Annotated in this window: 22 protein-coding genes; 18 read left to right on the forward strand and 4 right to left on the reverse strand. The window is 36.9% G+C overall.

Annotated features, from left to right (window positions below):
* From CDOMC_RS02210 to CDOMC_RS02290, 17 genes are all read left to right on the forward strand, one after another.
* Window positions 1-1,047 carry a glycosyltransferase gene (locus CDOMC_RS02210; protein WP_172127549.1) on the forward strand — a complete coding sequence of 349 codons (1,047 nt, stop codon included), beginning with the start codon at window positions 1-3 and terminating at the stop codon, window positions 1,045-1,047.
* On the forward strand, window positions 1,044-2,171 hold the full coding sequence (gene pglJ, locus CDOMC_RS02215; protein ID WP_172129618.1) for an N-acetylgalactosamine-N,N'-diacetylbacillosaminyl-diphospho-undecaprenol 4-alpha-N-acetylgalactosaminyltransferase: 1,128 nt from the start codon (window positions 1,044-1,046) through the stop codon (window positions 2,169-2,171). Before CDOMC_RS02210 ends, pglJ begins: the two co-directional genes overlap by 4 nt.
* Window positions 2,161-4,281: an STT3 domain-containing protein gene (locus CDOMC_RS02220; RefSeq protein WP_172129619.1), complete on the forward strand. Its 2,121-nt coding sequence runs from the start codon at window positions 2,161-2,163 to the stop codon at window positions 4,279-4,281. Before pglJ ends, CDOMC_RS02220 begins: the two co-directional genes overlap by 11 nt.
* A 44-nt stretch (window positions 4,282-4,325) precedes the next feature.
* A complete protein-coding gene (locus tag CDOMC_RS02225) occupies window positions 4,326-5,441 on the forward strand; it encodes a glycosyltransferase family 4 protein (protein WP_172127551.1) in 1,116 nt (371 codons plus the stop codon).
* Window positions 5,434-6,039 (forward strand): sugar transferase, encoded by a 606-nt coding sequence (locus CDOMC_RS02230; RefSeq protein ID WP_172127553.1) that lies wholly within the window; start codon window positions 5,434-5,436, stop codon window positions 6,037-6,039. The genes CDOMC_RS02225 and CDOMC_RS02230 overlap by 8 nt, the downstream gene beginning before the upstream one ends.
* A complete protein-coding gene (locus CDOMC_RS02235; RefSeq protein WP_172129620.1) occupies window positions 6,026-6,631 on the forward strand; it encodes an acetyltransferase in 606 nt (201 codons plus the stop codon). Before CDOMC_RS02230 ends, CDOMC_RS02235 begins: the two co-directional genes overlap by 14 nt.
* Before the next feature lie 45 nt (window positions 6,632-6,676).
* A complete protein-coding gene (locus CDOMC_RS02240; protein ID WP_172127555.1) occupies window positions 6,677-7,765 on the forward strand; it encodes an aminotransferase class V-fold PLP-dependent enzyme in 1,089 nt (362 codons plus the stop codon).
* Window positions 7,766-9,541 (forward strand): UDP-N-acetylglucosamine 4,6-dehydratase family protein, encoded by a 1,776-nt coding sequence (locus CDOMC_RS02245; protein WP_172127557.1) that lies wholly within the window; start codon window positions 7,766-7,768, stop codon window positions 9,539-9,541.
* 3 nt (window positions 9,542-9,544) lie between these two features.
* A complete protein-coding gene (locus CDOMC_RS02250) occupies window positions 9,545-10,444 on the forward strand; it encodes a PDC sensor domain-containing protein (RefSeq protein ID WP_172127559.1) in 900 nt (299 codons plus the stop codon).
* Window positions 10,441-11,061 (forward strand): imidazole glycerol phosphate synthase subunit HisH, encoded by a 621-nt coding sequence (gene hisH, locus CDOMC_RS02255; RefSeq protein WP_172127561.1) that lies wholly within the window; start codon window positions 10,441-10,443, stop codon window positions 11,059-11,061. Before CDOMC_RS02250 ends, hisH begins: the two co-directional genes overlap by 4 nt.
* The gene (gene hisA / locus CDOMC_RS02260; RefSeq protein WP_172127563.1) at window positions 11,061-11,771 is read left to right on the forward strand and encodes a 1-(5-phosphoribosyl)-5-[(5-phosphoribosylamino)methylideneamino]imidazole-4-carboxamide isomerase; all 711 of its coding nucleotides are present in this window, start codon (window positions 11,061-11,063) and stop codon (window positions 11,769-11,771) included. The genes hisH and hisA overlap by 1 nt, the downstream gene beginning before the upstream one ends.
* A 62-nt stretch (window positions 11,772-11,833) precedes the next feature.
* The gene (locus tag CDOMC_RS02265) at window positions 11,834-12,199 is read left to right on the forward strand and encodes a chemotaxis response regulator CheY (RefSeq protein WP_172127566.1); all 366 of its coding nucleotides are present in this window, start codon (window positions 11,834-11,836) and stop codon (window positions 12,197-12,199) included.
* Between the two features lie 14 nt (window positions 12,200-12,213).
* The gene (locus CDOMC_RS02270) at window positions 12,214-13,038 is read left to right on the forward strand and encodes a 50S ribosomal protein L11 methyltransferase (protein ID WP_172129621.1); all 825 of its coding nucleotides are present in this window, start codon (window positions 12,214-12,216) and stop codon (window positions 13,036-13,038) included.
* Window positions 13,039-13,052: 14 nt separating this feature from the next.
* Window positions 13,053-14,990: an ATP-dependent zinc metalloprotease FtsH gene (ftsH, locus tag CDOMC_RS02275; protein WP_172127568.1), complete on the forward strand. Its 1,938-nt coding sequence runs from the start codon at window positions 13,053-13,055 to the stop codon at window positions 14,988-14,990.
* 13 nt (window positions 14,991-15,003) lie between these two features.
* Window positions 15,004-15,627 carry a phosphatidylserine decarboxylase gene (locus CDOMC_RS02280; protein WP_172127570.1) on the forward strand — a complete coding sequence of 208 codons (624 nt, stop codon included), beginning with the start codon at window positions 15,004-15,006 and terminating at the stop codon, window positions 15,625-15,627.
* Window positions 15,624-16,361, forward strand: a complete 738-nt coding sequence (pssA, locus tag CDOMC_RS02285; RefSeq protein ID WP_172127572.1) for a CDP-diacylglycerol--serine O-phosphatidyltransferase — start codon at window positions 15,624-15,626, stop codon at window positions 16,359-16,361. The genes CDOMC_RS02280 and pssA overlap by 4 nt, the downstream gene beginning before the upstream one ends.
* Window positions 16,362-16,495: 134 nt before the next feature.
* Window positions 16,496-18,019: a 2-isopropylmalate synthase gene (locus CDOMC_RS02290; protein WP_172127574.1), complete on the forward strand. Its 1,524-nt coding sequence runs from the start codon at window positions 16,496-16,498 to the stop codon at window positions 18,017-18,019.
* A gap of 54 nt (window positions 18,020-18,073) precedes the next feature.
* Here the strand turns inward: CDOMC_RS02290 and CDOMC_RS02295 are convergent, their stop codons facing one another.
* Window positions 18,074-18,427, reverse strand: coding sequence for a DUF805 domain-containing protein (locus CDOMC_RS02295; RefSeq protein ID WP_172127576.1), 354 nt, complete (start codon window positions 18,425-18,427; stop codon window positions 18,074-18,076).
* A 199-nt stretch (window positions 18,428-18,626) separates the two neighbouring features.
* Here CDOMC_RS02295 and CDOMC_RS02300 point away from each other — a divergent pair, with 199 nt between their 5' ends.
* Entirely contained in the window at window positions 18,627-19,739 is a 1,113-nt protein-coding gene (locus CDOMC_RS02300; protein WP_172127578.1) for a tetratricopeptide repeat protein, read from the forward strand.
* Window positions 19,740-19,869: 130 nt separating this feature from the next.
* Here the strand turns inward: CDOMC_RS02300 and CDOMC_RS02305 are convergent, their stop codons facing one another.
* Genes CDOMC_RS02305 through trpS form a run of 3 tightly spaced genes read right to left on the reverse strand, consistent with a single transcriptional unit; the run spans window position 19,870 to window position 24,433 of the window.
* Complete coding sequence (locus tag CDOMC_RS02305) at window positions 19,870-22,215, reverse strand: GTP pyrophosphokinase (protein ID WP_172127580.1); 2,346 nt, start codon at window positions 22,213-22,215, stop codon at window positions 19,870-19,872.
* Entirely contained in the window at window positions 22,215-23,459 is a 1,245-nt protein-coding gene (gene serS / locus CDOMC_RS02310; protein ID WP_172127582.1) for a serine--tRNA ligase, read from the reverse strand. The genes CDOMC_RS02305 and serS overlap by 1 nt, the downstream gene beginning before the upstream one ends.
* A gap of 8 nt (window positions 23,460-23,467) precedes the next feature.
* Window positions 23,468-24,433 carry a tryptophan--tRNA ligase gene (trpS, locus tag CDOMC_RS02315; protein WP_172127584.1) on the reverse strand — a complete coding sequence of 322 codons (966 nt, stop codon included), beginning with the start codon at window positions 24,431-24,433 and terminating at the stop codon, window positions 23,468-23,470.
* Window positions 24,434-24,495 lie beyond the last annotated feature (62 nt).

Here is a 24,495-nt window from a genome sequence, read left to right on the forward strand (position 1 = left end):
TTGAGAATTTTGTTTGTTATAGCGGCACTTAGAAATGGTGGTGCAGAGCGTGTGCTAAGCGCTGTTTCTAGCGGGTTTGCAAAGCAAAATGAGGTGCATATAGCAGTCCTTGAGGAAGATTTAGGGTATTATAAATTTCCTCCCGAGGTTATCTTTCACCATCTTAAAATTTACGGCAGAAGTAGGGTGCTAAATAAATTTAGAAAGATTTCAGCTCTTAGAAGCTGCTTTAAAAAGATTGCGCCAGATGTCATAATAAGCTTTATAGATTGGACTAACGTAGCTTGTGTGGTGGCAAATTTTGGACTCGGATTTAAACATATAGCCAGCGAACACCATGAAAACGGGCATCTTAAGGCATTGAAATTTAGATTTATCAGAGATTTCGCATATAGAAATGTGGATGGACTTAGCGTGCTAACTCAAAATGACATCGACTACTATAAATTCGTAAAAAATAGGGTCATACTGCATAATCCATTTTTTTTAAAGGACTCCAAGGGGCTTGCAAAGGAAAATATCATATTAAGTGTGGGCAGGCTTGAATTTGTAAAAGGCTATGATCTATATCTAAAGGCTCTAGCAAAGATAGATAAAGAGATTTTAGAGGGTTGGGAGATAAAGATAGCAGGAGAGGGCTCTGCTGGAGCTGAGCTAAAAAATTTAGCCGATGAGCTTGGGCTGAATATCAAATTTTTAGGACATATCGAGGAGATAGAGCCATACTATGAGCGCTCTAAAATATTTGTATCATCTTCTCGTAGTGAAGGGCTTTCAAATGTATTGATAGAGGCTGCAAATTTTAACTGTGCAAGGCTTTCTAGCGATACGGTTGGCGGAAAAGAGCTTATAAATGATGAGGTAAGCGGGCTTTTGTTTAAGTGTGAAAACAAAGAGGAGATGGCTAAGAAGCTAACAAGACTTATAAAAGATGAAAATTTACGCCAAACCCTTGTAGAAAACGCAAGAAAAGATTTAGATAAATTTAGGATAGATAATGTCATGCAAAAGTGGCAAAATTTTGTGGAAGAAGTAGTGGTCAAGTGATAAAACTAGCCGTATTCCTATACTCTATGGGGCCAGGAGGCGCTGAGAGAGTAGTATCAAATTTGCTTACCGGACTTGCCAAAGAGTATGAAGTGCATCTGATTCTTATGAGCGATGTCATATCTTATGAAATTCCTCCTCAAGTAAAAATTCACCTCATAGAGAACTCAAATCCCTATGAAAGCGGTATAAAAAAGATATTTAGACTATTTTTTACTCTACCTAAACTGGCTTTAAAATATAAAAAATTGTGCGAGAGTTTAAGTATAGATAGGCACTTTGTGTTGATGAACCGCCCTTGCTATATCGCTTTAATGGCTAGAATTTTTGGCTTAAAGAGGAGAATGGTCATAAGCGAGAGAAGCTGTCCCTCTATAATATACGGCAAAAAAATCAGCGGGAGAGCAAATAAATTTCTTATCAAGCTTCTTTACAATAGAGCCGATTTAATCTTAGCCAATGCGAATGGGAATGCTAGGGATTTGGTTGAGAATTTTGGCTGTGATGAAAAAAAGGTAAGAGTGCTATATAACGCTGTTGATTTAAAAAGCATAAAAGAGCTTGAAAATGAGCCTTTTAGCGAGGATTTTAAACCGTTTTTTATAAATATCGGAAGGCTTGATAGTGGAAAAAATCAAGCTATGTTGATTAAAATAATCTCAAATTTAGATGATCCTCGCGCCACTCTTGCAATTTTAGGCAAGGGAAATTTAGATAAAGAGCTTCAAAATCTTATCGATGAACTTAAACTAAATGATAGAGTTAGACTTTTGGGAGCTCAGAAAAATCCGTTTAAATTTATTAAAAATGCCTCTTGTTTGGTTTGCGCTTCACGCTTTGAAGGGTTTTCAAATGTGCTTTTAGAGGGCTTGGTGTGCGAGAAATTTATAATCTCAACAGATCATCAAAGCGGAGCAAGAGAGCTTTTGGGTGATGATGAATTTGGTGTTTTAGTAGGCGTTGATGATGAAAAAAGTATGCAAGAGGCGATGCAAAAAGCACTTGATGATGAAAAACTTAGAGAAAAATATGAAAAAAAAGCGTATAATCGCATTAAAAATTTTGATAAAACAGAGATAACAAGGCAGCTTATTGAATATTTGGAAGGAAGAGATGATAAGTGAATTTTTAAAGAGTTTAAAGAGTATTCAGTTTTCAAAACAGACATTTTTATTAATCTCTTTGGCATTTATTTTTAGCGTTGCCTGTAGGTTTTACTGGGTCTATTGGGCAAGCGATTATGAGTCGTTTTTTTGGAATAATCAGCTTATGATCGGCACAAATGATGGCTATGCTTTCGCCGAAGGTGCGCGCGATATGATAGCCGGCTTTCATCAGCCAAATGACCTTAGCTACTACGGAAGCTCACTATCATCTCTTACTTATGCGATAGCTAAAATTTTGCCATTTTCATTTGAAACTATTATTTTGTATATGAGTGTATTTTTTAGCTCTTTGATAGTAGTTCCTATCATCTTGATAGCACGCGAATACGGCGTAACTAGAGCAGGCTTTATAGCTGCTCTTTTAGCTAGCGTTGCCAATAGTTACTATAACCGCACTATGGCAGGATATTACGATACGGATATGCTTACTATAGTCTTGCCTGTGTTTGTCATATGGTCTATGGTGCGTTTGGTAGAGCAAAAAAATCGAGTAAATTTGATATTTGTGCCTATTTTTATGCTGATTTATAACTGGTGGTATCCTAGCTCATACTCGCTAAATTTCGCCACTATAGGAATGTTTTTACTCTATACATTGATCTATGATCGTAAGAATAAGCTAAATTACGAAGCGCTTATTTTTATGATCATCGCTCTTACTTATATAAATTTTTATATTAAAATTTCACTTATTTTGGTTATCTATCTTCTAATATATTTTAGACCAAATTTATGGAAACAAAGAAGCATCGCCGCGCTTGGGCTATTTGCTGTTTTGCTTTTTGCTATCACTGGTGGTCTAAATCCCATACTTTTTCAACTTAAATTTTACGTCTTTAGAAGCGTTCCCGAAAGCTCCGGACTAGCCTTTCACTACTTTAACGTAAATCAGACGATAAGGGAATCAGGAATAGTCGAATTTGAAGTATTTGCACAGCGTATAAGCGGGCATGTGATCACTTTCACAGCCTCTTTAGTCGGAATAATTATATTGTGCTTTAAAAAAAGATCTTTTCTTCTCGCTCTTCCTATGCTATTTTTAGGATTTTTAGCTGTAAAAGGCGGGCTTAGATTTACTATATACTCAGTGCCTATTATGGCGATTGGATTTGGATATTTTGTTGTTTGGGCTATAAATTTATTCAAACTAAATATATGGCTAAATAGAGGTATAATCTTAACTATATCCATTATTTCGCTTCTGCCTTGCCTGCTTCACATATATACATATAAAGTGCCTACGGTATTTTCCAGACAGGAGGTTGAGAGTCTGGACAGGCTAAAGCTTATAGCCGATAGAGAGGATTATACTCTGGCTTGGTGGGATTATGGCTATCCGATTCGCTACTATGCCGATGTTAAGAGTTTAATTGACGGCGGAAAGCACCTTGGTAGGGATAATTTCGCAGTTAGCTTCGCACTGGGAGAAAATCAAATCAGCTCAGCCAATATGGCTCGTCTTGAAGTGGAGTATACGGAGCGTAATTTTACCGAGAGATTTGGTTCAAATTTAGCAAAGATGATGCAAGATTATAATGCTACCAATGCAAATGCCTTTTTAAATTCGCTAAATAACAAGAGTTTTAATCTTCCTAAAAAGACAAGAGATATATATTTTTATCTTCCGGATTCTATGATACATATCTTTCCTGTCGTCTTGCAGTTTTCAAGGCTTGATTTAACTAGTGGGGCGGAGTATGATAATGTGCTTTTTTATATAGGCGCTCCTTATGCTATAAAAAGCGAAGGTGTTGATATAGGCGGAGGTTTTATCATGTCAAATGACGCTTCTAAGCTAATTTATAATGGCGAGATAGTGCCTATAAATACATATTTTGAGACAAGTTACGATGAAAAAGACAAGCTTGTAGTAAAGCCTTATAAGATAGATTCGAGTGCGAAAGTTTATGTTGTATATATGAAGGATTATAGGAGATTTTTGGTGATTGATGAAAATGCATTAAACTCGACTTATATCCAGCTTTTTGTATTTGAAAATTTTGATAAAGAGCTCTTTGAGCCGGTTTTATTAAACGGTGTGGTTAAAATTTATAAATTGTTGAAATAATATTGTATGGAATCTAAATTTGATAAATAAAAAGGTTAATTTTAATGGCTAGAATCGGTTTTTTATCTCACGCCGATATGAGCATCTATCATTTTAGAAGCCCTATAATGCGAGCTTTAAAAGAGCTTGGGTATGAAGTTTTTGCCATTTGTCCTAAAGGCGAATATGTAAAACGGCTTGAAAATGAATTTAATTGCGTTACATATGAGCTTGACCGCGCTAGCTTAAATCCGTTTGTGGTGATAGATAATTCAAATAAACTTAGCGAAATTTTACGCACTTTAAATTTGGATTTACTGCAAACTTCGGCACATAAATCAAATGTATTTGGAACCTTTGCCGCCAAAAAAGCCGGTATAAAACATATTATAAATTTAGTCGAAGGGCTTGGAAGCTTTTATGTAGATAGTGATTTAAAGACAAGGTTGATACGTCTAGCTATAGAGATGCTTTATAAAAGAGCTCTAAATTTAAGTGACGCTTGTATATTTGTAAATGAGGCTGATCCTAGATATTTTTTGGAAAGAAATTTGATCAAATCGGAAAAGATTATAAAAATTAAAAGTGTCGGAGTGGATAGCAAAAAATTTGATCCAAATATCGTAAATGGCGTAAATTTAAGCGATAAAAAAGTCGTTTTGATGATAGGACGTGCTATGTGGCACAAGGGAGTTAAAGAGTTTTATGAAGCTGCAAAAATCCTAAAACACCGCAGCGATACTCAATTTGTCTATGTCGGCGAGGGATTTGATGGCAATAAAAGCACTGCCGATGAGAGCTTTTTAAGGAGCGGGGATGTCCTTTATCTAGGTGCAAGAGATGATATTGCAGAGCTTTTAAAATCTAGCTTTTTACTTGCTCTTCCAAGTTACCGCGAGGGCTTTCCTAGGACTGTTTTGGAAGCTATGAGTATGGGAGTGCCGGTAGTTGCAAGTAATGTCAGCGGATGCAATGAGGCTGTGATAGACGGAATAAACGGCTTGCTTTGCGAAGTAAAAAATTCTCTAGATTTAGCCAAAAAGATTGAAATTTTATTGGATAACGAAAATTTGGCTAAGAAAATGGGTGCAAATGGCAGAGCAATAGTAGAAAAAGAGTTTGACGAAAGAGATATAGTCCAAAAATATATTGAGGCGTATAGGAAATTTATCGATGTATAAAGCGTTTTTTAAAAGGTTTTTAGACATTTTAGGCTCCGTTGTTTTGATAATTATTGCTTTGCCTATTATGGTTGTGGTTGCGATTTTAATCTATTTTAAACTAAGTAAAAGCGTGATCTTTACTCAAGCTAGACCAGGACTAAATGCAAAGATATTTAAAATTTATAAATTTAAGACAATGAGTGAGGAGAGAGACGAAAGTGGCGAGCTTTTGCCGGATGCGCAGAGGCTAACGAAATTTGGCAAAACAATTAGAGGCCTTAGCCTAGATGAGCTTCCTCAGCTTTTTAACGTGCTAAAAGGAGATATGAGCTTCATCGGACCTCGTCCGCTTCTTATAGAATATCTGCATCTTTACAATGCTAGACAGGCTAAAAGACATAATGTAAGGCCAGGTATCACGGGGCTTGCTCAGGTAAATGGCAGAAATGCGATAAGCTGGGAGCAGAAGTTTAAATTTGACGTTGAGTATGTAGAAAATTTAAGCTTTGCAATGGATGTTAAAATAGCTTTGATGACCGTTAAAAAGGTATTTAACAGAAGCGGGGTGAGTAAAGAGGGGCATGCAACAACGGAGAAATTTAATGGAACAAACTGAAATTTATATTTACGGATGTAGCGGGAATGGCGCAGTTGTAGCCGATATTGCCGCAGAGTGCGGGTATGAGAAAATTTGGTTTTTGGATGACTTTAAATTTGACGGTAAAAATATCTTAAAATTTAGCCCAGAGCTTAAAAAGGCCGATATTATCATAGCTATAGGCGATAATAACACTAGAAAGAAGCTTCAAGATGTCGTGCAGAAGGCGGGATTTAATGTCGTAAGCTTGATTCATCCAAGTGCGGTTATAAGTAGCAGTGCTAAAATTTGTTGTGGAGTCGTAATCATGCCAAGAGCCGTAGTAAACGCTCATGCCATCATAAAGCAGGGTGCTATCATAAATACGGCGGCTGTTATAGAGCATGACTGTGTTATCGGAGAGTTTGCGCATATCAGTCCTAATGTGGCGCTGGCCGGTGGCGTTAAAGTAGGGGATTTAAGTCATGTTGGAATTGGATCAAGCGTCATACAAAATATCAAAATCGGTGCAAATTCGGTAATCGGTGCGGGCAGTGTTGTAGTAAGAGATATAGAAGAAAATGTCGTAGCATACGGAATTCCTGCTAAAAAAATGAGAAATTTGGACTAAAATTTGATAAAAAATAATAGAATTTGAAGAAACAAAGAAGGAATAATGCAAAGAGTATTTTTAAGCCCGCCACATATGAGTGGGCGAGAGCAAGAGTATATAGCGGAAGTTTTTAAAAGCAATTATATAGCTCCACTTGGTGAGTATGTAAATAAATTTGAAAATAGCGTCAAGGCTTATACGGGCGCAAAGGACGCTCTTGCGCTTAGCTCTGGCACAGCTGGACTTCATCTGGCACTTAGGGTTTTAGGCGTAGAACAGGGGGATTTTGTCCTGGTTTCTAGCTTTACTTTTATAGCCTCGGTTTCTCCGATACTTTATCAAAAGGCTACTCCTGTCTTTATAGACTCCGATGAGAGTTGGAATTTGAGTCCAAAACTACTCAAAAAGGCTATTTTAGAGCTTCCTAAAAAACCAAAAGCCTTGATTTTAACTCATCTTTACGGTCAGGCTTGCAAGATGAATGAGATAGTTGAAATTTGTAAAAATGAAAATATCGCCATAGTCGAAGATGCCGCAGAGGCTCTTGGCGGGTTTTATGACAAAAAAGCTCTTGGCACGTTTGGAACGCTTGGGGTTTATAGCTTTAATGGAAATAAGATCATTACAACCTCTGGTGGCGGTATGCTAGTAGGAGATGAAAATTTAGTCGAAAAGGCGAGGTTTTACTCGACTCAAGCAAGAGAGCCTTTTTTGCACTATGAGCATAAAGAGTATGGCTATAATTATCGCCTTAGCAATGTTTTAGGTGCCATAGGTACGGCTCAAATGGAGGTTTTGGAAGATAGGGTAGTTAAAAAGCGTGAAATTTTTCAAAGGTATCAAGAGAGTTTAAAGGAAATTGAATTTATGCCCGAGATTAAGAACTCTCGCGGAAATAGATGGCTTACAACAGCGCTTTTTAAAGGTAAAAACGATCACTTAAAAGTTATCGATGCTCTGTTTAAATCAAACATAGAGAGCCGACCTCTATGGAAGCCTATGCATTTGCAGCCTCTGTTTAAAGGTGCATTCAGCTTTGTAGACGGCACTAGCGAAGATCTCTTCTCTCGTGGAATTTGTCTGCCTAGCGGCACTTCGATGAGCGATGAGAGTTTGGATTTAGTTGTTAAAATAGTGGAGGAAAATTTGTAGATGTTTAAAGCTACCAAGCTAAAGAGGCTAATATTTTTTCTAAGCTTTGATATCTTTATATTTGTAGCCTCGTTTTATTGGGCATATTTGCTTAGATTTAGCGGCATAATACCTGAATATTTTAAGGATAGTTTATATATAAACGGCTCTCTTGTGCTCTTTTTAAAGCTATTTTTTATGTGGATTTTTAAAATTTATAAGGTGCCTTGGAGGTTTTTTGGATTAAACGAGGCTAGAAAAATTTTTCTAGTTCATATAGCTGCCGTTTTGTCGTTTTGGGTGATATTTTTTGCATTTTCAGATGTATTTAATCCGTTTCCAAGAAGCGTGATTTTAATAGATGCGGTTATCTCTTGTTTGATTGTAGGAAGTCTTAGAATTTCAAAAAGGATGTTTCTTGATTTTTCTAAAAAAGCCGATGCAGGCGAGCCTTGTATCGTGATAGGCGCTACTTCAAAGGCCTTACATGTTTTAAAAGGTCTTAGACAAGGCTATATAGATTTTTATGCTGTAGGCGTAGTTGATGGAAGAAGCGACCTTGTGGGCACCTATTGTGATGGATTTTTAGTTCAGGCTAAAAAAGAAATTTCAAATATCATCAAAGAGTACAATGTAAAAACTGCCATAATCGCTCTTGCACTATCTCAAGACGAGCTTCAGGAGCTTTTTGATGAGCTAACTGGATACGGAATACGCGATATTAAAATTTTCTCTTTATTTGGTAAGCAAGAAATTAAGGATATATCTATTGAAGATCTTTTGGCCAGAAAGCCAAAGGACCTGAGTGATAGCGTGGCTAGAGGTTTTTTAGAGGATAAGGTTGTTTTGGTAACTGGTGCCGGAGGAAGCATAGGAAGTGAAATTTGTAAGCAGTGTTTGAAATTTGGCGTCAAAAAGCTTATAATGCTAGATAATAGTGAGTTTAATCTATATATAGTCGGAGAGATAACAAGCTCTAATAAGACCGTTAGCAAGATGATAAATATCACTGATTTGCAGGATTTAAGAGCTGTTTTTGATGAGTTTAGACCTCAAATCGTAATTCACGCTGCGGCATATAAGCATGTGCCGCTTTGTGAAGCCAATCCTAAGGCGGCAGTTGTAAATAATATCTTAGGAACTAAATTTGTAGTTGATATGTCTATAGAATTTAGTGTAAAAAAAGTAGTCATCATCTCATCTGACAAAGCTGTGCGCCCTACAAATATTATGGGGGCTGCCAAGAGAGTTTGCGAACTATATGCGCTAAATTCAAATATCAAAAATCATACCGAGATAGTTGCGGTCAGGTTTGGAAATGTGCTTGGAAGTAGCGGAAGTGTAATACCTAAATTTAAGGAGCAAATTTCTAAAAATTTGCCTCTAACGGTTACGCATCCTGATATTACTCGTTACTTTATGCTCACCTCAGAGGCCTGCCAGCTCGTGCTTCAGGCTGCTTCTATAGCAGAAGGAGGAGAGCTGTTCGTGCTTGATATGGGTGAGCCCGTAAAGATAGCCGATCTTGCTAAAAAGATGCTGATTTTATCGAATAAAGAGCATTTGGGTATAGAATTTGTAGGATTAAGACCGGGAGAGAAGCTATATGAGGAGCTTTTAATAAATAAAGATGATGCAAGGACTAAATTTGAATCTATTTTTGTTACGGATTCTCAAATTTATGATATAAATAGGCTAAATATCGAGATAGATGAGCTACTAAACAGCGAAGATATTGCTAAAAATTTAAAAGACATAGTGCCTGAGTTTAATCATGCGCTAAATTTGAAAGGTTGAAATTTGTTTATAAAGGATATCCAGAGATTTTCTGATGCTAGATATAAGGCAAGGGCCTATCTATGCTATCTTTTTAGTAGAAATTTGCCAAATAAGCTTCCGGGCGTTAGTTTGGATGGTATTAAAGCTGGGCTTGATAAGATAGCTCACGAGATAGAGAGCTTCGATGCTTTTTATGTGCTTGATAGCAACGGAATACAGATTGAAGACTCTATGAGTCTAAACAAAGAATATTGCGCAGGCAAAGGTGAAAATAGAAGCAATAAGGCATATTATTATAGAGCGGTTAGAGAGAAGCGATGTATATTGAGCGATCCATACCCTTCAACTCTGACAAACGAGCTTTGTGTCACGGCTTCCACGCCAATTTATGATGAGAAAAATGAGCTTAAATTTGTAGTTTGCGTTGATATCTCTTTGGATAATGTTTTAGAGCTAATTGCCCCTGGAGTTGCGGAAGGGTATTTTGGTAAATTTTTAAAATGTATATATTCTGCATTTGCAGTTGCTCTTTTTATGGTTTCTGCATTTTTGTTTATATATGGCGTGAGCAGATTTTTATCTAATAGCCTTATGAATATCAATGTTGAAGAGATGTTTGAAACAACCATAGTCCTGACTCTTGCTTTAGCTATTTTTGACTTGGTTAAGGCGATTTTTGAAGAAGAGGTGCTTGGCAAAAGTAATCAAAATGATGATACCGATCATAACAAAACTATGGTTAGATTTATTGGATCTATTATTATTGCGCTTGCCATAGAGGCTCTTATGCTAGTATTTAAATTTGCAATAACGGCTCCTGATCACATAATAAACGCTATTTATCTGATAGCTGGAGTTGCTATGCTGATGGTTGCTCTTAGTATATACCTGATATCTGTAAAAAATAAGGCTAGTAAATGAGTGCAAGCATAGGCATAATTGATTATGAGGCCGGAAATCTAAGAAGTGTTATTAATGCTTTTAAATTTTTAGGATTTTATGCAAAGTTAGTAAAAGATTGTGATGAGGTTTTAAAATTTGATAAGATTATTCTGCCTGGAGTTGGGGCTTTTGCACTGGCGATGGAGAAATTAAAGTCTAAGTCTTTAGATCAAGCCATAATAGAATTTGCAGCTAGTGGAAAGCCTTTTTTAGGTATTTGCCTTGGCATGCAACTACTTTTTGATGATAGCGAGGAATTTGGACTGTCTAAAGGACTTGGCATAATAGAAGGCAAAGTAAAGAAATTTGATCAAAATAAAATGAGAGATAGTTTAAAGATCCCCCATGTTGGCTGGAATACGATAAATTTTAGTAAAAATTCGGTAATAAACAGAAACTTAAAACGTAGTGAATATCTATACTTTGTACACTCGTATCACGTGGTTTGCGATGATAAATTTGCTCTTGGATATAGCGAATATGGCCATAAATTCGTAAGTGCCGTTTGTAAAGATAATATTTACGGCTTTCAGCCTCATCCTGAAAAGAGTCAGGATGTCGGGCTTAAAATTTTAGAAAATTTCGGGAGGCTTTAATGGAAATTTTTCCTGCAATAGACTTAAAAGAGGGCAAGGCGGTAAGACTTAGTAAGGGTGTGATGAGTAGTGCTAAGATTTATTCAGATAGACCAGAAGAGCTTGCTAAGGAGTTTGAGGATTTAGGTGCTAAATGGCTTCATCTTGTTGATTTGGACGGCGCTTTTGCCGGAGAGGCTATAAATTTAAAAACAGTTGAAAAGATAGCAAAGGCTACAAATTTAAAGATCGAACTTGGCGGCGGAATAAGGAACGAAGATCGTATCAAAAGCTATATAAATAGCGGTATTACTAGAGTGATTCTTGGTTCAATAGCTTTAAAAGATCCTAATTTTGTCAAAGAAGTAGCTAAAAAATATAGAGTAGCCGTTGGCATAGATGCGGTAGATGGATATGTAGCGACCGAAGGTTGGGCTGATGTATCAACTATGAGGGCTACTGATTTGGCGTGTAAATTTGCAGGCGCTGGCGTAGAGGCGATAATTTGTACAGATATTAGTAAAGACGGGATGCTAAGCGGTGTTAATGTAGAATTTACAGTTGATATAGCAAAATCCAGCGGCATAGACACTATAGCAAGCGGAGGAGTAAAAGATATCGGTGATATAATAGCTCTTCAAAAAACCGGTCAAGTATTTGGCGTCATAGTAGGCAAAGCTTATTATGAAGGCAGTATAGATCTCAAAGAGGCGCTTAAATTAACTATTTAAAATTAAAGTTAATTTGAATATAAAATTTGATAGAATAGACCAAAATTTTAAAAGGAATGATTGTGAAAATACTAGTAGTAGATGATAGTTCTACGATGAGAAGAATTATAAAAAACACTCTACAAAGGCTTGGACATCAAGATATTTTAGAGGCTGAAAATGGTCTTGAAGCCTGGCAGATACTAACTCAAAACAGCGATATAGACATACTTGTAACCGACTGGAATATGCCTGAAATGAACGGGCTTGAGCTTGTAAAAAAAGTTCGTGCAGAAGAAAAATATGTCGATATGCCTATTATAATGGTTACTACAGAAGGCGGTAAAGCCGAAGTTATAACAGCTCTAAAAGCAGGCGTAAACAACTATATAGTTAAACCTTTTACACCTCAGGTTCTAAAAGAGAAGCTAGAAGACGTTATCGGTTAATGCAAAATTCTCATTTGAAAGAAAATTTTTATGAGCTAAGTGTTGTTTCTAACAATGCTCACGATTTATTACTAGATCTTGTTTTTGCCTTTGGAATAACCTGTATAGAAGAGATTGAAAATGGGTTTATAATTAGAGACGAAGATGATCTTAGTGAGATTCAATTTGGCTTAATTGAGTATGTAAAAGCTGCTGAGAAATCTCTTGGTAGGAAGATAGATCTTAAGCTTGATTTGCAGGTTAAAGAAAATAAAGATTGGATTAATGAATATAAAAAAAATGTTAAGCCTATAGAGATTGGTAAATTTTACATACGTCCAAGCTGGGAAAATCCTAGAGAAGATCTTGTAAATATTATAATAGACCCTGCCTTGGCATTTGGCTCTGGACATCACGAGAGCACAAGCGCTTGTATAAGTTCTTTGCAAAAATATGCAAAAGATGGAATGAGTGCTATTGATGTGGGTTGCGGAAGTGGTATTTTAAGTATAGCATTGGCAAAACTGGGCTGCAGTGTGGATGGCTGTGATACAGATGAGCAAGCTACCTATAGTTCTAAGCAGAATGCAGAGTTAAACGGTGTTAAATTTAATAAAATTTGGACCGGTTCAATATCAAATTTAGACGCTAAATACGATATTGTTGTGGCAAATATCATAGCTGATGTTATATTAATATTAAAAAATGATTTGATAAAATTACTCAAAGATGGCTCGTATCTAATTTTAGCAGGTGTGCTAGAAAAGTATAAAGAGCGTATCTTAGAGGCCTTTTCTTCACTTAAGCTTGTTGAATTAAACACGCAAAATGAGTGGAGTAGCTTCGTATTTCAAAAATAATTTTAAGGGATATAATGAACAATAAAAGATTTGATGAAGATAGAAATTCAAATAATAATGGCAATAATGGATTTTTTAATAAGAATCCGATTTTTATTTTTGCTATTTTTGCTATCGTTATTATTTTGGTATTTAGAGGTTTTACCGACAATATGGAGATAGGAGGCTCGTTTGGAGGTCAAGCAGCCACTAAGAGCGTAACCTATTCTGAATTAAAAGAGATGATTAAAAACAAGCAAATTTCTCAAGTAGGAATTGCAGAAACATCTATTAAAGCACTTGGTAATATGGGAGATGGCAGAAGTGTATTTATAGCAAAAAGAGTAAACGATCCTACTTTGGTACCTCTACTAGAAGCAAATAACATACCATACGGCGCATATAGTGAGACAAACTGGTTTACTGAACTGCTATTTTCTTGGGTTCTACCGATATTTATATTTTTTGGAATTTGGATGTTTCTTGCAAGTAGAATGCAAAAAAACATGGGCGGAGGCATACTTGGTATGGGAAGCTCCAAAAAGCTTGTAAATTCCGAAAAGCCAAAAGTGAAATTTACCGATGTAGCAGGCGTTGAAGAGGCCAAGGAAGAAGTTAAAGAGATAGTTGATTTCTTAAAGCACCCTGATAGGTATATAAATTTAGGAGCTAAAATTCCAAAAGGTGTGCTTTTGGTTGGTCCTCCGGGCACAGGTAAAACGCTTCTTGCAAAAGCTGTTGCAGGCGAGGCGGATGTGCCTTTTTTCTCGGTTTCTGGTTCAAGCTTTATAGAGATGTTTGTGGGTGTTGGTGCAAGTCGCGTTCGCGATCTTTTTGAAAACGCTAAAAAAGAAGCTCCTGCGATTGTATTTATCGATGAGATAGACGCCATAGGTAAAAGTCGTGCAGCAAGCGGAATGATAGGTGGAAACGACGAAAGAGAACAGACGCTAAATCAGCTTCTAGCCGAGATGGATGGCTTTAGCTCGGATGCTTCACCTGTGATAGTTTTAGCTGCGACAAACCGTCCTGAAGTGCTTGATGCTGCGCTTTTAAGACCTGGAAGATTTGATAGACAAGTGCTTGTTGATAAGCCTGATTTTAAAGGAAGAATCGATATCTTACGTGTGCATATGAAAGATATCAAACTTGATCATAATGCCGATATAGAAGAGATTGCGAGGATGACTGCAGGACTTGCCGGAGCGGATCTGGCTAATATTATAAATGAAGCTGCGCTTTTAGCGGGCAGAAAAAATAAAGATCATGTTGAGCAAAAAGATTTAGTAGAGGCTGTTGAACGCGCTATCGCCGGGCTTGAAAAGAAATCAAGACGTATAAATCCAAAAGAAAAACGTATAGTGGCATATCACGAAAGCGGACATGCGCTTATCTCTGAAACAACAAATGGCGCAGATAAAGTAACAAAAGTTTCTATCATTCCTCGTGGATTAGCTGCTCTTGGATACACGTTAAATACGCCTGAAGAGAATAAATTTATGATGCAAAAGCATGAGCTAATCGCTCGTGTTGATGTTCTTTTAGCTGGACGTGCGGCTGAAGAGGTCTTTATAAAAGAGATTTCAACAGGTGCAGGAAATGACCTTGAGCGCGCTACAGATATACTAAAGGCTATGGTGTCTGTTTATGGAATGAGTGATGTAGCCGGTCTTATGGTGCTTGAAAAACAAAGAAATACGTTTTTAACAGGTGGTCAAAGCATTAAAGACTATAGTGACAAGATGGCTGAAAAGGTGGATGATTTTGTAAAAAGCACTCTTGAAACCAGATATAATGAGGTTTTGCAGACTCTTAGAACTTATAGCGGCGCTATTGAAAAGATGGTTGAGGCTTTATATGAGCAAGAGACTATTGAGGGTGCTAAGGTTAGAGAGATTATAAAGGCCTATGAAGAGGAAAATGGACTTCCTAGTCGCCTTGTCGAAGAGCATAAAGATGAGCCAAAGCCTTAGATCGGAGTAGAATATGGAGATTGTCGCTAAACAAGGCTATAAATATATACTGATTTTTGGTCTTTTATTTTTATTGTCGGTGTTTTTTGACACTCTTTGGACTCTGTTTTTTGTCATTTTTATTATTACTCTTTTTATCTTTAGAAATCCAAAAAGAGAGAAGGGAAGTAGCGATGAATACGCTATTTTAAGCCCTATTGATGGAAGAGTAAAAAGTATTAGAAGAATTTCTTACTTGGGAGATGATTCCATTGAGATTATTATCTCTAAATCAGTCTTTGGATCAGGCTCTCTTAAAGCACCTTGCGATATAAAACTTATTGAATTAAAGCAAAGACATGGCTTGTTTTTATGTAGTGCTATAAAGTCTTCAAATTCTCTAAACGAAAGAGCTTTATATACATGTAAGCATGGGAATTTAAAAATTTCTATACGCACTATAGTAGGTGCTTTAAGTAGAAGCTTGTCTGTTGAGAAATTTGAAGAGTTGCAATCAGGTAATAAATTTGGGTTTTTAACCGATGGGCTAGTTGTATTGATACTGCCTATTAGCGCACGCATAAGTGCTGCCATAGGAGATAGAGTAAAGGCGACTAGTAGTGTGATTGGATTTTTTAACCATGAGGATAGAAAATGAGAGAGAATGATAAACTTCAACTTATGTATATATTTCCAAATTTATTTACCGCAGCTAGTGCTTTTTTAGGTGTCATTAGCATTATAGCTTCTGTAAATGGACAATTTTTTAAGGCGATAACATATATAGTATTTTCTCTTATTCTTGATGGACTTGACGGTAGAGTAGCCAGACTTACTAAGACTACTTCAAAATTTGGAGTAGAGTTTGATAGTCTTGCAGATATTGTAGCATTTGGAGTAGCTCCGGCTATGCTATTTTATTTTTCAGTAGGACATCATTTTGGCAGACTAGGCTCTCTTGTGTCAGCTCTTTTTGTGGTTTTTGGCGCTATTAGACTTGCCAGATTTAATGTCATGACGGGCACATACGAGCCATCTGTATTTATCGGTCTTCCTATACCTACAGCAGCTATTGTAAGCGCTTTTTGGGTGGGGCTTAGCTTGGAATATAGCTTTACTAGAAATGCTGAGTGGCTTTTGCTTATACTTCAAGCCGTGCTTTCTGTACTGATGGTTAGTAATATACGATATCCAAGCTTTAAAAAAATAGATTTAAAGCAGGCCAATTTCTTAAAAATTTTAATCATTTTAACTATCTTATGTTCTTTGCTCTATATATATCCTATAGAAGTTCCTGCGGCTTTGATGACTATTTATGTTTTTTATGGTATAGTTAGATTTGTTTATATGTTTATCAAAAAGAATCCGAAATTTAAAAAGGAGAGCGAATGAGCATCGATTCTAGCATATATTTCGTACAAATTTTCTTTCAAATTAAACACGCTCTGCTGCTGCGCTAGGCAGCTATTACTTACTTTTTTACTCATTAAATTTATAAATTTCAAAAAATCTAAAAAGGATACAAAATGGATAATAATAAAATAATTATATTTGATACTACATTAAGAGATGGCGAGCAAAGTCCTGGCGCTTCAATGAATACAGAAGAAAAATTAAGAATAGCTCTTCAGCTTGAGCGTCTTGGCGTGGATGTGATGGAGGCCGGGTTTGCTGCGGCAAGTCCGGGAGACTTTGATGCGATAAATCAGATTGCAAAGCAGTCTTCAAATATTACGGTTTGTTCTCTTGCAAGGGCTGTAGAAAGAGATATCAAGGCTGCCGGAGAGGCTATATTTCCTGCTAAAAAAAAGAGAATTCATACGTTTATCGCTACAAGTCCGATTCACATGGAATATAAGCTTAAGATGAAGCCAGATGAAGTAATACGCCGTGCAGTTGATGCTGTAAAATATGCTAAAACATTTTGTGATGATGTCGAGTTTAGCTGTGAAGATGCGGGTAGGACTGAGCTAGGATTTATGAAAGAGATTTGTGAAGCCGTAATAGAGGCCGGTGCAAAAACAATAAATTTGCCAGATACTGTCGGATATCGCTTACCAAACGAGCTTACGGCAATGATAAGCGAGATGGTAAAATTTATCAATGGGCGAGCAATAGTTTCAGTCCATAATCATAACGATTTAGGGCTTGCTACAGCCAATTCTTTAGCTGCTGTCATGGCTGGAGCCAGGCAAGTGGAATGTACTCTAAATGGACTTGGTGAAAGAGCGGGCAACGCAAGTTTAGAAGAGATTGTAATGGCTATAAAAACTCGTCAAGATATATTTGCTCCGCTATATACGGATATAATTTGCAAGGAAATTTATCCAAGCTCTCGCCTTGTGGCGACCATAACAGGCATAGAGCCTCAACCAAATAAGGCTATAGTAGGTAAAAACGCCTTTGCTCACGAAAGTGGAATTCATCAAGACGGTGTATTAAAACACAAAGAGACTTATGAGATAATTTCAGCCGAAAGTATTGGGCTTGAAAAAAATTCCTTGGTTCTTGGTAAGCATTCCGGACGCCACGCATTTAAAGACAAGCTTATAAGTCTTGGTTTCGAGCTTGACAGTGAAGCCTTGAATGAAGCATTTGATAAATTTAAAGAGCTTGCAGATAAGAAAAAAGAGGTATTTGACGATGATATTCGTGCGCTTGTTACTAGCGAATTTATTAAAATCCCACAAGCTTACGAGATGGTAACTTTAAGCCAAAATAACTGCAATAAAGGACTTGCAAGTGCTGCTGTAACTATAAAACATAAAGATGAATTTATTAGCGATGCGGCTCTTGGAAACGGAACGGTAGATGCGATATTTAAGGTTATTGATCGCATAAGTAAGATAAATGGAGTATTAAAAGATTATAAAGTAAGCGCTGTGAGTCAAGGTAAGGATGCTTTAGCTAGTGTTATAGTTAAAGTTGAATTTGATAAAAATAACGCTGTTATAGGGCATGGGCTTGATATAGATACTATGATGGCTAGCGCAAAGGCCTATGTTGGCGCGTTAAATAGCTTCGTTAGAATTAAGAATCTAAGCAAATAGAAATAATCTAAGATTAATTTATCTCGCAAATTATATTGTTGCGAGATAAATTAATTATTCTAAAATAGGGTCGTCTCCAAATTGGTTAGGACCTATTGTTCCACGCTTTGTAAACCATATAAGAAGTATAATGGCTCCTATAACAGGTATAAGAAACAGAAGATAAAACCATCCGCTTTTGTTGATATCATGTAATCTTCTTACAGAAACAGCAATGGTTGGTAAAAAAAGCGCTAATGCAGATATTGTATAAAATATTGCAGAATTTATCGTTGTGTCTATTATGCTTGCAAATATGTATATAAGCACGTTAAAAAGCGCGAACCACCAATACTCAGACCTAGATGCTCTACCATTAAATGTTGCATAATTGCTAAAGCAATTTTTTATAGATTGGGAAAAAGTCATTAATTATCCTCTGTTAAAAAATAATACTTATATTTTATAAAAACAACTAAAAAAATAAAATAATAAAATTAGATTAATAAAATTTTTCGGAAAATATTTAATCCGCAAATGTTCTTATGAGAAATAACACATTATATTGATATTTGGTAATAAAATCTATTATAATGGCAATATTAAAATTTCACACGAGGAGATCGCTATGAAAAAATTGGTTTTTATCGTTTTTGCCGCACTTCTTGCACTATCTGCTCATGCAAGAACCAACGCGTCAATAGCAAACGAGTTAAGAATAGACAGTAAATTTGTAGAGTCTATTCCTTTTGAGTATGCTGCTTGCGTAAATGATAAGCAGTGGTCATCTTGCAAACAGCTTGGCTCGCACTATGACTTTGGAAGACCTGGCATAGCAAGTGATCCGCAAAAAGCTGTCATGTTCTACAAAATGTGCTGCGACTTAAATAATCAAGACAAAATGTGCTGCGAAAAGGGCTACGCAAAAGAGCTTGCAGAAAAACACGAAGCAGGTTGTAAGGCAAACGATGCTGCAAGTTGCGGCAAGTTAGCCGTCGTTGCTTATAATAAAAAAGACTTTGAAACGTCGTTTAAGTATGCAAAAAAAGGTTGTGATATCGGCAAAGACCAGGAATCCTGCGTATATCTTGCCTCTATGTATTACTACGGTGATGGTGTAGAGAAGAATTATGAAAAGGCATTTGAGGTCTATAACGGCTTGTGCGAAAGGGGCGTGTATAATATGTGCCCTACGGTGGGCTTTTTTTACGCTGATGGTATAGGTGTGAAACAAGATATCAAAAAGAGCAAAGAGATTTTAGAGAAAATTTGCCCAGATAAATATCCTGCCGGTTGCACTCAATTAGCCGTGCTTTATGAAACCGACAAATACGGTATGAAGGATGAGAAAAGGGCGGTTGAGCTGTTTTCTATCGCTTGCAAGCACAACAGAAAAAGTAAAGCTTGCGAAAAGCTAGGCAAAACGGCAAGTGAGGAGATAGCTTGCGAAAACAAAGATCCGCACTCTTGCTATATGGCGGCAAACGCTCATAAAAATGATCCGCAAAAAATGCTGTATTATTACGATAAAGCTTGCGAATACGGATATAGCAACGGTTGTTTTGAAGCTGCTGCTCTTAGCCAACAAGATGCCAAAAAAGCAATGGAGTATGCATACAAAGCTTGCAAATTACATAGAGTTGATGCTTGCGAGTGGCTAATGCAAATTTCAACACAGGCTTGCCAAGCCGGCAATCAAGAGGGTTGCAATTGGGTGGAGAGGATTAAAACGGGTAAATAATTTACCGATATGAGCCGTTTGCTAAATTTGGCATGCGGCTTAGTTGATGTGAACTATTAATTTATTCAAATAATTCTTAAAATTTTGCTAAATTTTTTATTGCAATTTAACCTGTATCAATATATTAAAGTTAATGCTTTAAAGTAAAATCAAAAAATTTGCTTTTAAATTTATTATCTTTTATTAGATTGTATTGTATTACAGCAGCATCTATATTGCCTATCTCTTGGTATAAGAGTGCAAGTGCTAGTCTGCTTTCAAAGGCGTTTGGATCGGTTAGCTTGGATAGTTCCAAAAGAGCGATTGCATTTTGAGAGTGATTGGAGCCTATTGCAGCCACAGATGTTAGAAACAGTGTTCCTGCGTCAGTAATCTTAAACTCATCTATGATTTTGTTATATATTTGATAGCTCTCTTCGAAATCGTTAGTAAAAATATCGATATATGCCAGAGTTTGTAGTAAATTTATATCATTTTGATTACCGTTTGCGATTAGTTTTTTAAGCTTTTCTCTCTCGTAGTTAAGTAGTCCTGAAATTTGAAGAAGTTTGATGTATTGTTCTTTGATAATGTTTGCGCCGTGATAAAAAGCTGCTTCATTTAGCTCTTTATTGTGAAAATAGATTTGAATTTGGCGCACATACTCTTTGATATTACTATCTTTAAATTTTGATATAAAGCTTAAAATATTTGATATTACGTCATCTGGAAGCTTTGATTTTAAAATTTCACTCTTTGCGATAAAGTCCTCATCTCTATTTGCAATTTTAGCTATTATTGCGTCAAATGCTAAATTTATAGCACTCTCTTCCTTTTCTTCTTCAAGCCATCTTATTAACGCATTTTGATTGCCAGAAATTAGTTCCATTAGGGCCTTATACAAATTAACCTCTTTTATATTCGGATCTTGCGCTAAATTTTCAGTTATCTCTTTAATAAATTTTGTGTTATTAATACTATTTATGTCGTTTGATATTGCACCAAATATTCCGGCAAGATGATTTGTCGGATCAAGGTGATAACTTGTAATAAAGTGCTTTGCCGCAAGAGAGAAGTTTCCAAGTTGAGCGTAACTTAAAGCAAGGTTATAGTGAAGCACTGAGTGCTCCGGATAGATTGAAATAAGCTTTGCAAAATGCGTATTTGCCTCTTTTAGTTTGTAGTTTAAAGCGCTTGCTATGGCTTTTGATATTTCTAAATTCACTTTTGATATCATTCCGCTTGTATTTAGGTAGTTGCTTGCGGCGCTTGCATCATCTAAAAATAGACTAACTCCGCCTTTTCTTATATAGTTTATCGTTTGACCGGGATCAAAAACTTTGTAAGGCGCGAAATAAAACAAGACCTCATATCTTCTGGTCTTATCAAAAAATATATCGTTTTTAAAATGCATTTGAGCTAAATTCACGTCAAATAGCTCAGGTTTTAGTATCGTTTTAATCGGAAAATTATTATTTAAGAATAATGGATCTTTTAAAAATACCATCTTTAATCCATCGGCTGCAGCTGGATAGTTATTTGTTTTAATGTCTATTAAAGCCAGTATCGAGTCGATTTTATCAGTGTTACTTTCGCTTTTAAGAGCGATATTTAACTTGTTTCTAGCCTTATCATATTCCCCTTCTTTAGCGTAAAGCATACCAAGGGTTAAGCTTGCATCAAATTCCTTTTGTTTTTCTAGTAGTTCTATAGCCTCTTTGTTTTGATTTAAATAACTTAAAATTTTTGCACTAAGGTACTCATATTTGTCTTTATAGTGTCCGTTGACAGGATGGGAAAGTGCTCGCAAAGCCTCTATATAATGACCTTTGTAGTAGTTTATAAGTGCATAGTAGTAGTTATAAAGTGGGGAATCTGACTCATCTTGAAGAAATGAATTTGCTAAATCTATATAGTATTGAAAATTTTGCTTATTATTAAGCTCTAGCGAACATACAGCCGCATTTATAGCACTTACGGCTATATTTTCTTTATTGTTGATCGCTTTTTTAAATGACTCTAGCGCATCATTAAATTTTTGTTGTCTCATTTGAGATACGCCTAAGTTGTAGTTTGATAAAGACTCGTTAAAAATTGCTATGTTTTCATAAATTTTAAGCGCTTCAAATTTATTACCCTTTTCATAGAGTAAATTTGCTTTTTGTATCATATCATCTATCTTTGAAGCGCCAAATTTCTGTATTTCAAAGCGGTCTTCGATATCTCTTGCGAGTTTAGACGGATCAATATCTGAACTCTTATCTTCTTTGAAAACAAAAAATAAAATTATAGCTATTAGTATAGCCGATACTAAGGATGCAATTGCGACGATTATTAAAAGCTTTTTTTTGCTTTTTTTGACAACGATCTTCTCAGGTTGATCTGATTTGGCTTGCTCCTCTTGCAAACTATCAAGGGAGATAAGCCCTTCATCTTGAGGTTTTTCGTTTTTTGATTCGTCGGCTTCCTCTAGTATGACTACATTTTCTTCAGCCACTACATATACCTTTTAAGAACCTCTGGAATTTCTATCGTGCCGTCGCTTTTTTGGTAGTTTTCCATGATGGCTATAAGCGTTCTGCCTACCGCTAAGCTTGAGCCGTTAAGTGTGTGAACGAGCGTGTTTTTCTTGCCGTCTTTGAAGCGAATTTTTGCCCTTCTTGCTTGAAAATCACGAGTGTTTGAGACCGAGCTTATCTCTCGGTATCTATTTTGCCCCGGCAACCAAACTTCAAGGTCGATGGTTTTTGCCGCACTAAAGCCAAGATCTCCGCTACAAAGAAGCAGATGTCGGTGTGGCAAGCCAAGTGAAGTAAGCAGGTCGCTAGCACACGCCACCATGTCCTCAAATACCTTTTCGCTTTGATCAGGCGTCGTTATGCTTACAAGCTCAACCTTTTCAAACTGGTGCTGGCGTATCATGCCACGCGTATCTTTGCCCGCAGAGCCCGCCTCTTGGCGAAAGCAAGCCGAGTAGCAAGTCATCTTTATAGGTAGGTTGCCGGCATCGATGATTTCGTCGTTATATAAATTTGTAACAGGAACTTCGCTAGTTGGGATTAGATACAAGTCTTCGTCGCGAATTTTATAAAGATCTTCTTCAAATTTTGGCAGCTGTCCTGTGCCGTAAAGCGTGCGTGAATTTACCAAAAACGGCACGTTTACCAGCTCAAATCCACGAGCCATGTTAAAATCAATCATATAATTAACAAGCGCTCTGCTAAGCTTTGCACCGTCTCCCTTTAGCACCGTAAAGCGGCTTCCCGCAAGCTTTGCCCCACGCTCGAAATCAAGCCAACCAAGCTTCTCGCCAAGCTCGTAGTGTTCCTTTGGCTCAAAGTCCAATTTGCGCGGCTCAAGCACTTTTTTAAGCTCGACATTATCATCCTCGTCTTTTCCAAAAGGCACGTCATCATCGGTGATATTTGGCACGCCTGACGCTATGCCGTCAAGCTTTTCGTCAAGCTCGCGAACCACTTTTTCGGCTTCATTCATCGCGACTTTGTTTAGATTTAGTTCCTCTTTAAGCATGCTTACGTCCTCGCCGTTTCTTGCTTTGATACCAAGCTCCTTGCTTTTAGCGTTTTGGATAGCTTGAAGGCTTTCTAAATTTTGGCGTTTTGCTTTAAGTTCGTTAAAAGTCGCTAAAAGTTCGCTTAGAACCTCTTCTTTTATCTTTTTCCCTCGTAGTTTTGATACGAATTCATCGTAGTTTGTTTCAAGTAGTTTTAAATTTATCATTCTAATACCTATCTATAAATTCCCGTTGCTTCACGCACTCTTTCAATGAGCGGAAGCGCTACTTCGCGAGCCTTTTTTGCGCCCGCCAACAATATCTCATTCACCTCGTTTTCATGACTTAAGTAGTATTCGTATTTTTGCCTTGCTGAAGCAAAATACTCCCACACCAGTTCGTTTAGATACATTTTAAAGTGTCCATGCCCTTCACCGCCACGCTCATAACGCTCCTGAAGCGCTTTTTGCCCACTCTCGTCCAAAAACAGCTTCGCGATATTATATACGTTACAGCCTCTCCACTCTTTTGGCTCTTCTAGGCTTGCGCTATCCGTTACTATTGAGCCAATTTGCTTTTTAAGCGTTTTTGCGTCGCTAAAGATATCGATCGTATTTTTATAGCTTTTACTCATTTTAGCGCCATCAGTTCCAGGCACTGTTGCGACGTTTTCATCGACTTTGCTTTCGGGTAGAGTAAAAATTTCTCCATGTTCGTTGTTAAATTTAATAGCTATGTCGCGGGCTATCTCAACGTGCTGAATTTGATCTTTGCCGACAGGAACGACGTTTGCTCTAAATAGCAAGATATCGGCAGCCATAAGCACGGGATAGCTAAAAAGCCCATGATTTGCGCTTATGCCTTTTGCTGTTTTGTCTTTGTAGCTGTGAGCGCGTTCAAGCAGTCCCATCGGAGTGTATTGACTTAGCACCCAGTATAGCTCAAGCACCTCTTTTACGTCGCTTTGCACCCAAAACACGCTTTTGTTAGGATCAATACCAAGCGCAAGAAACGCACATGCCGCTTCAAAGGTATTTTGCTTAAGTCTACTCGCCTCGCTAACCGAAGTCATGGCGTGGTAGTTTGCGATAAACATAAACATATCGCTGCTATCTTGCGCATCAACCATTTGCTTTATCGAGGCGAAATAGTTGCCCAGATGGAGTTTGCCTGAGGGTTGAAGTCCTGTTAGTACTCTCAAATTTTCATCCTTTTTTAAGCTTAAATTTTAATTTTTCTCAAATTTGAGTCGTAAAATTTAAA

It is taken from the genome of Campylobacter sp. RM16192 (assembly GCF_004803855.2).
Lineage (GTDB): Bacteria > Campylobacterota > Campylobacteria > Campylobacterales > Campylobacteraceae > Campylobacter_A.

Coding starts and splice junctions, on each gene's coding strand:
- ftsH (WP_172127568.1), top strand. CDS start 13,053: ATGAACAATAAAAGATTTGATGAAGATAGAAATTCAAATAATAATGGC.
- hisA (WP_172127563.1), top strand. CDS start 11,061: ATGGAAATTTTTCCTGCAATAGACTTAAAAGAGGGCAAGGCGGTAAGA.
- CDOMC_RS02295 (WP_172127576.1), bottom strand. CDS start 18,427: ATGACTTTTTCCCAATCTATAAAAAATTGCTTTAGCAATTATGCAACA.
- CDOMC_RS02240 (WP_172127555.1), top strand. CDS start 6,677: ATGCAAAGAGTATTTTTAAGCCCGCCACATATGAGTGGGCGAGAGCAA.
- CDOMC_RS02230 (WP_172127553.1), top strand. CDS start 5,434: ATGTATAAAGCGTTTTTTAAAAGGTTTTTAGACATTTTAGGCTCCGTT.
- CDOMC_RS02290 (WP_172127574.1), top strand. CDS start 16,496: ATGGATAATAATAAAATAATTATATTTGATACTACATTAAGAGATGGC.
- pssA (WP_172127572.1), top strand. CDS start 15,624: ATGAGAGAGAATGATAAACTTCAACTTATGTATATATTTCCAAATTTA.
- CDOMC_RS02220 (WP_172129619.1), top strand. CDS start 2,161: ATGATAAGTGAATTTTTAAAGAGTTTAAAGAGTATTCAGTTTTCAAAA.
- CDOMC_RS02280 (WP_172127570.1), top strand. CDS start 15,004: ATGGAGATTGTCGCTAAACAAGGCTATAAATATATACTGATTTTTGGT.
- hisH (WP_172127561.1), top strand. CDS start 10,441: ATGAGTGCAAGCATAGGCATAATTGATTATGAGGCCGGAAATCTAAGA.
- serS (WP_172127582.1), bottom strand. CDS start 23,459: ATGATAAATTTAAAACTACTTGAAACAAACTACGATGAATTCGTATCA.
- CDOMC_RS02235 (WP_172129620.1), top strand. CDS start 6,026: ATGGAACAAACTGAAATTTATATTTACGGATGTAGCGGGAATGGCGCA.
- CDOMC_RS02225 (WP_172127551.1), top strand. CDS start 4,326: ATGGCTAGAATCGGTTTTTTATCTCACGCCGATATGAGCATCTATCAT.
- CDOMC_RS02300 (WP_172127578.1), top strand. CDS start 18,627: ATGAAAAAATTGGTTTTTATCGTTTTTGCCGCACTTCTTGCACTATCT.
- CDOMC_RS02245 (WP_172127557.1), top strand. CDS start 7,766: ATGTTTAAAGCTACCAAGCTAAAGAGGCTAATATTTTTTCTAAGCTTT.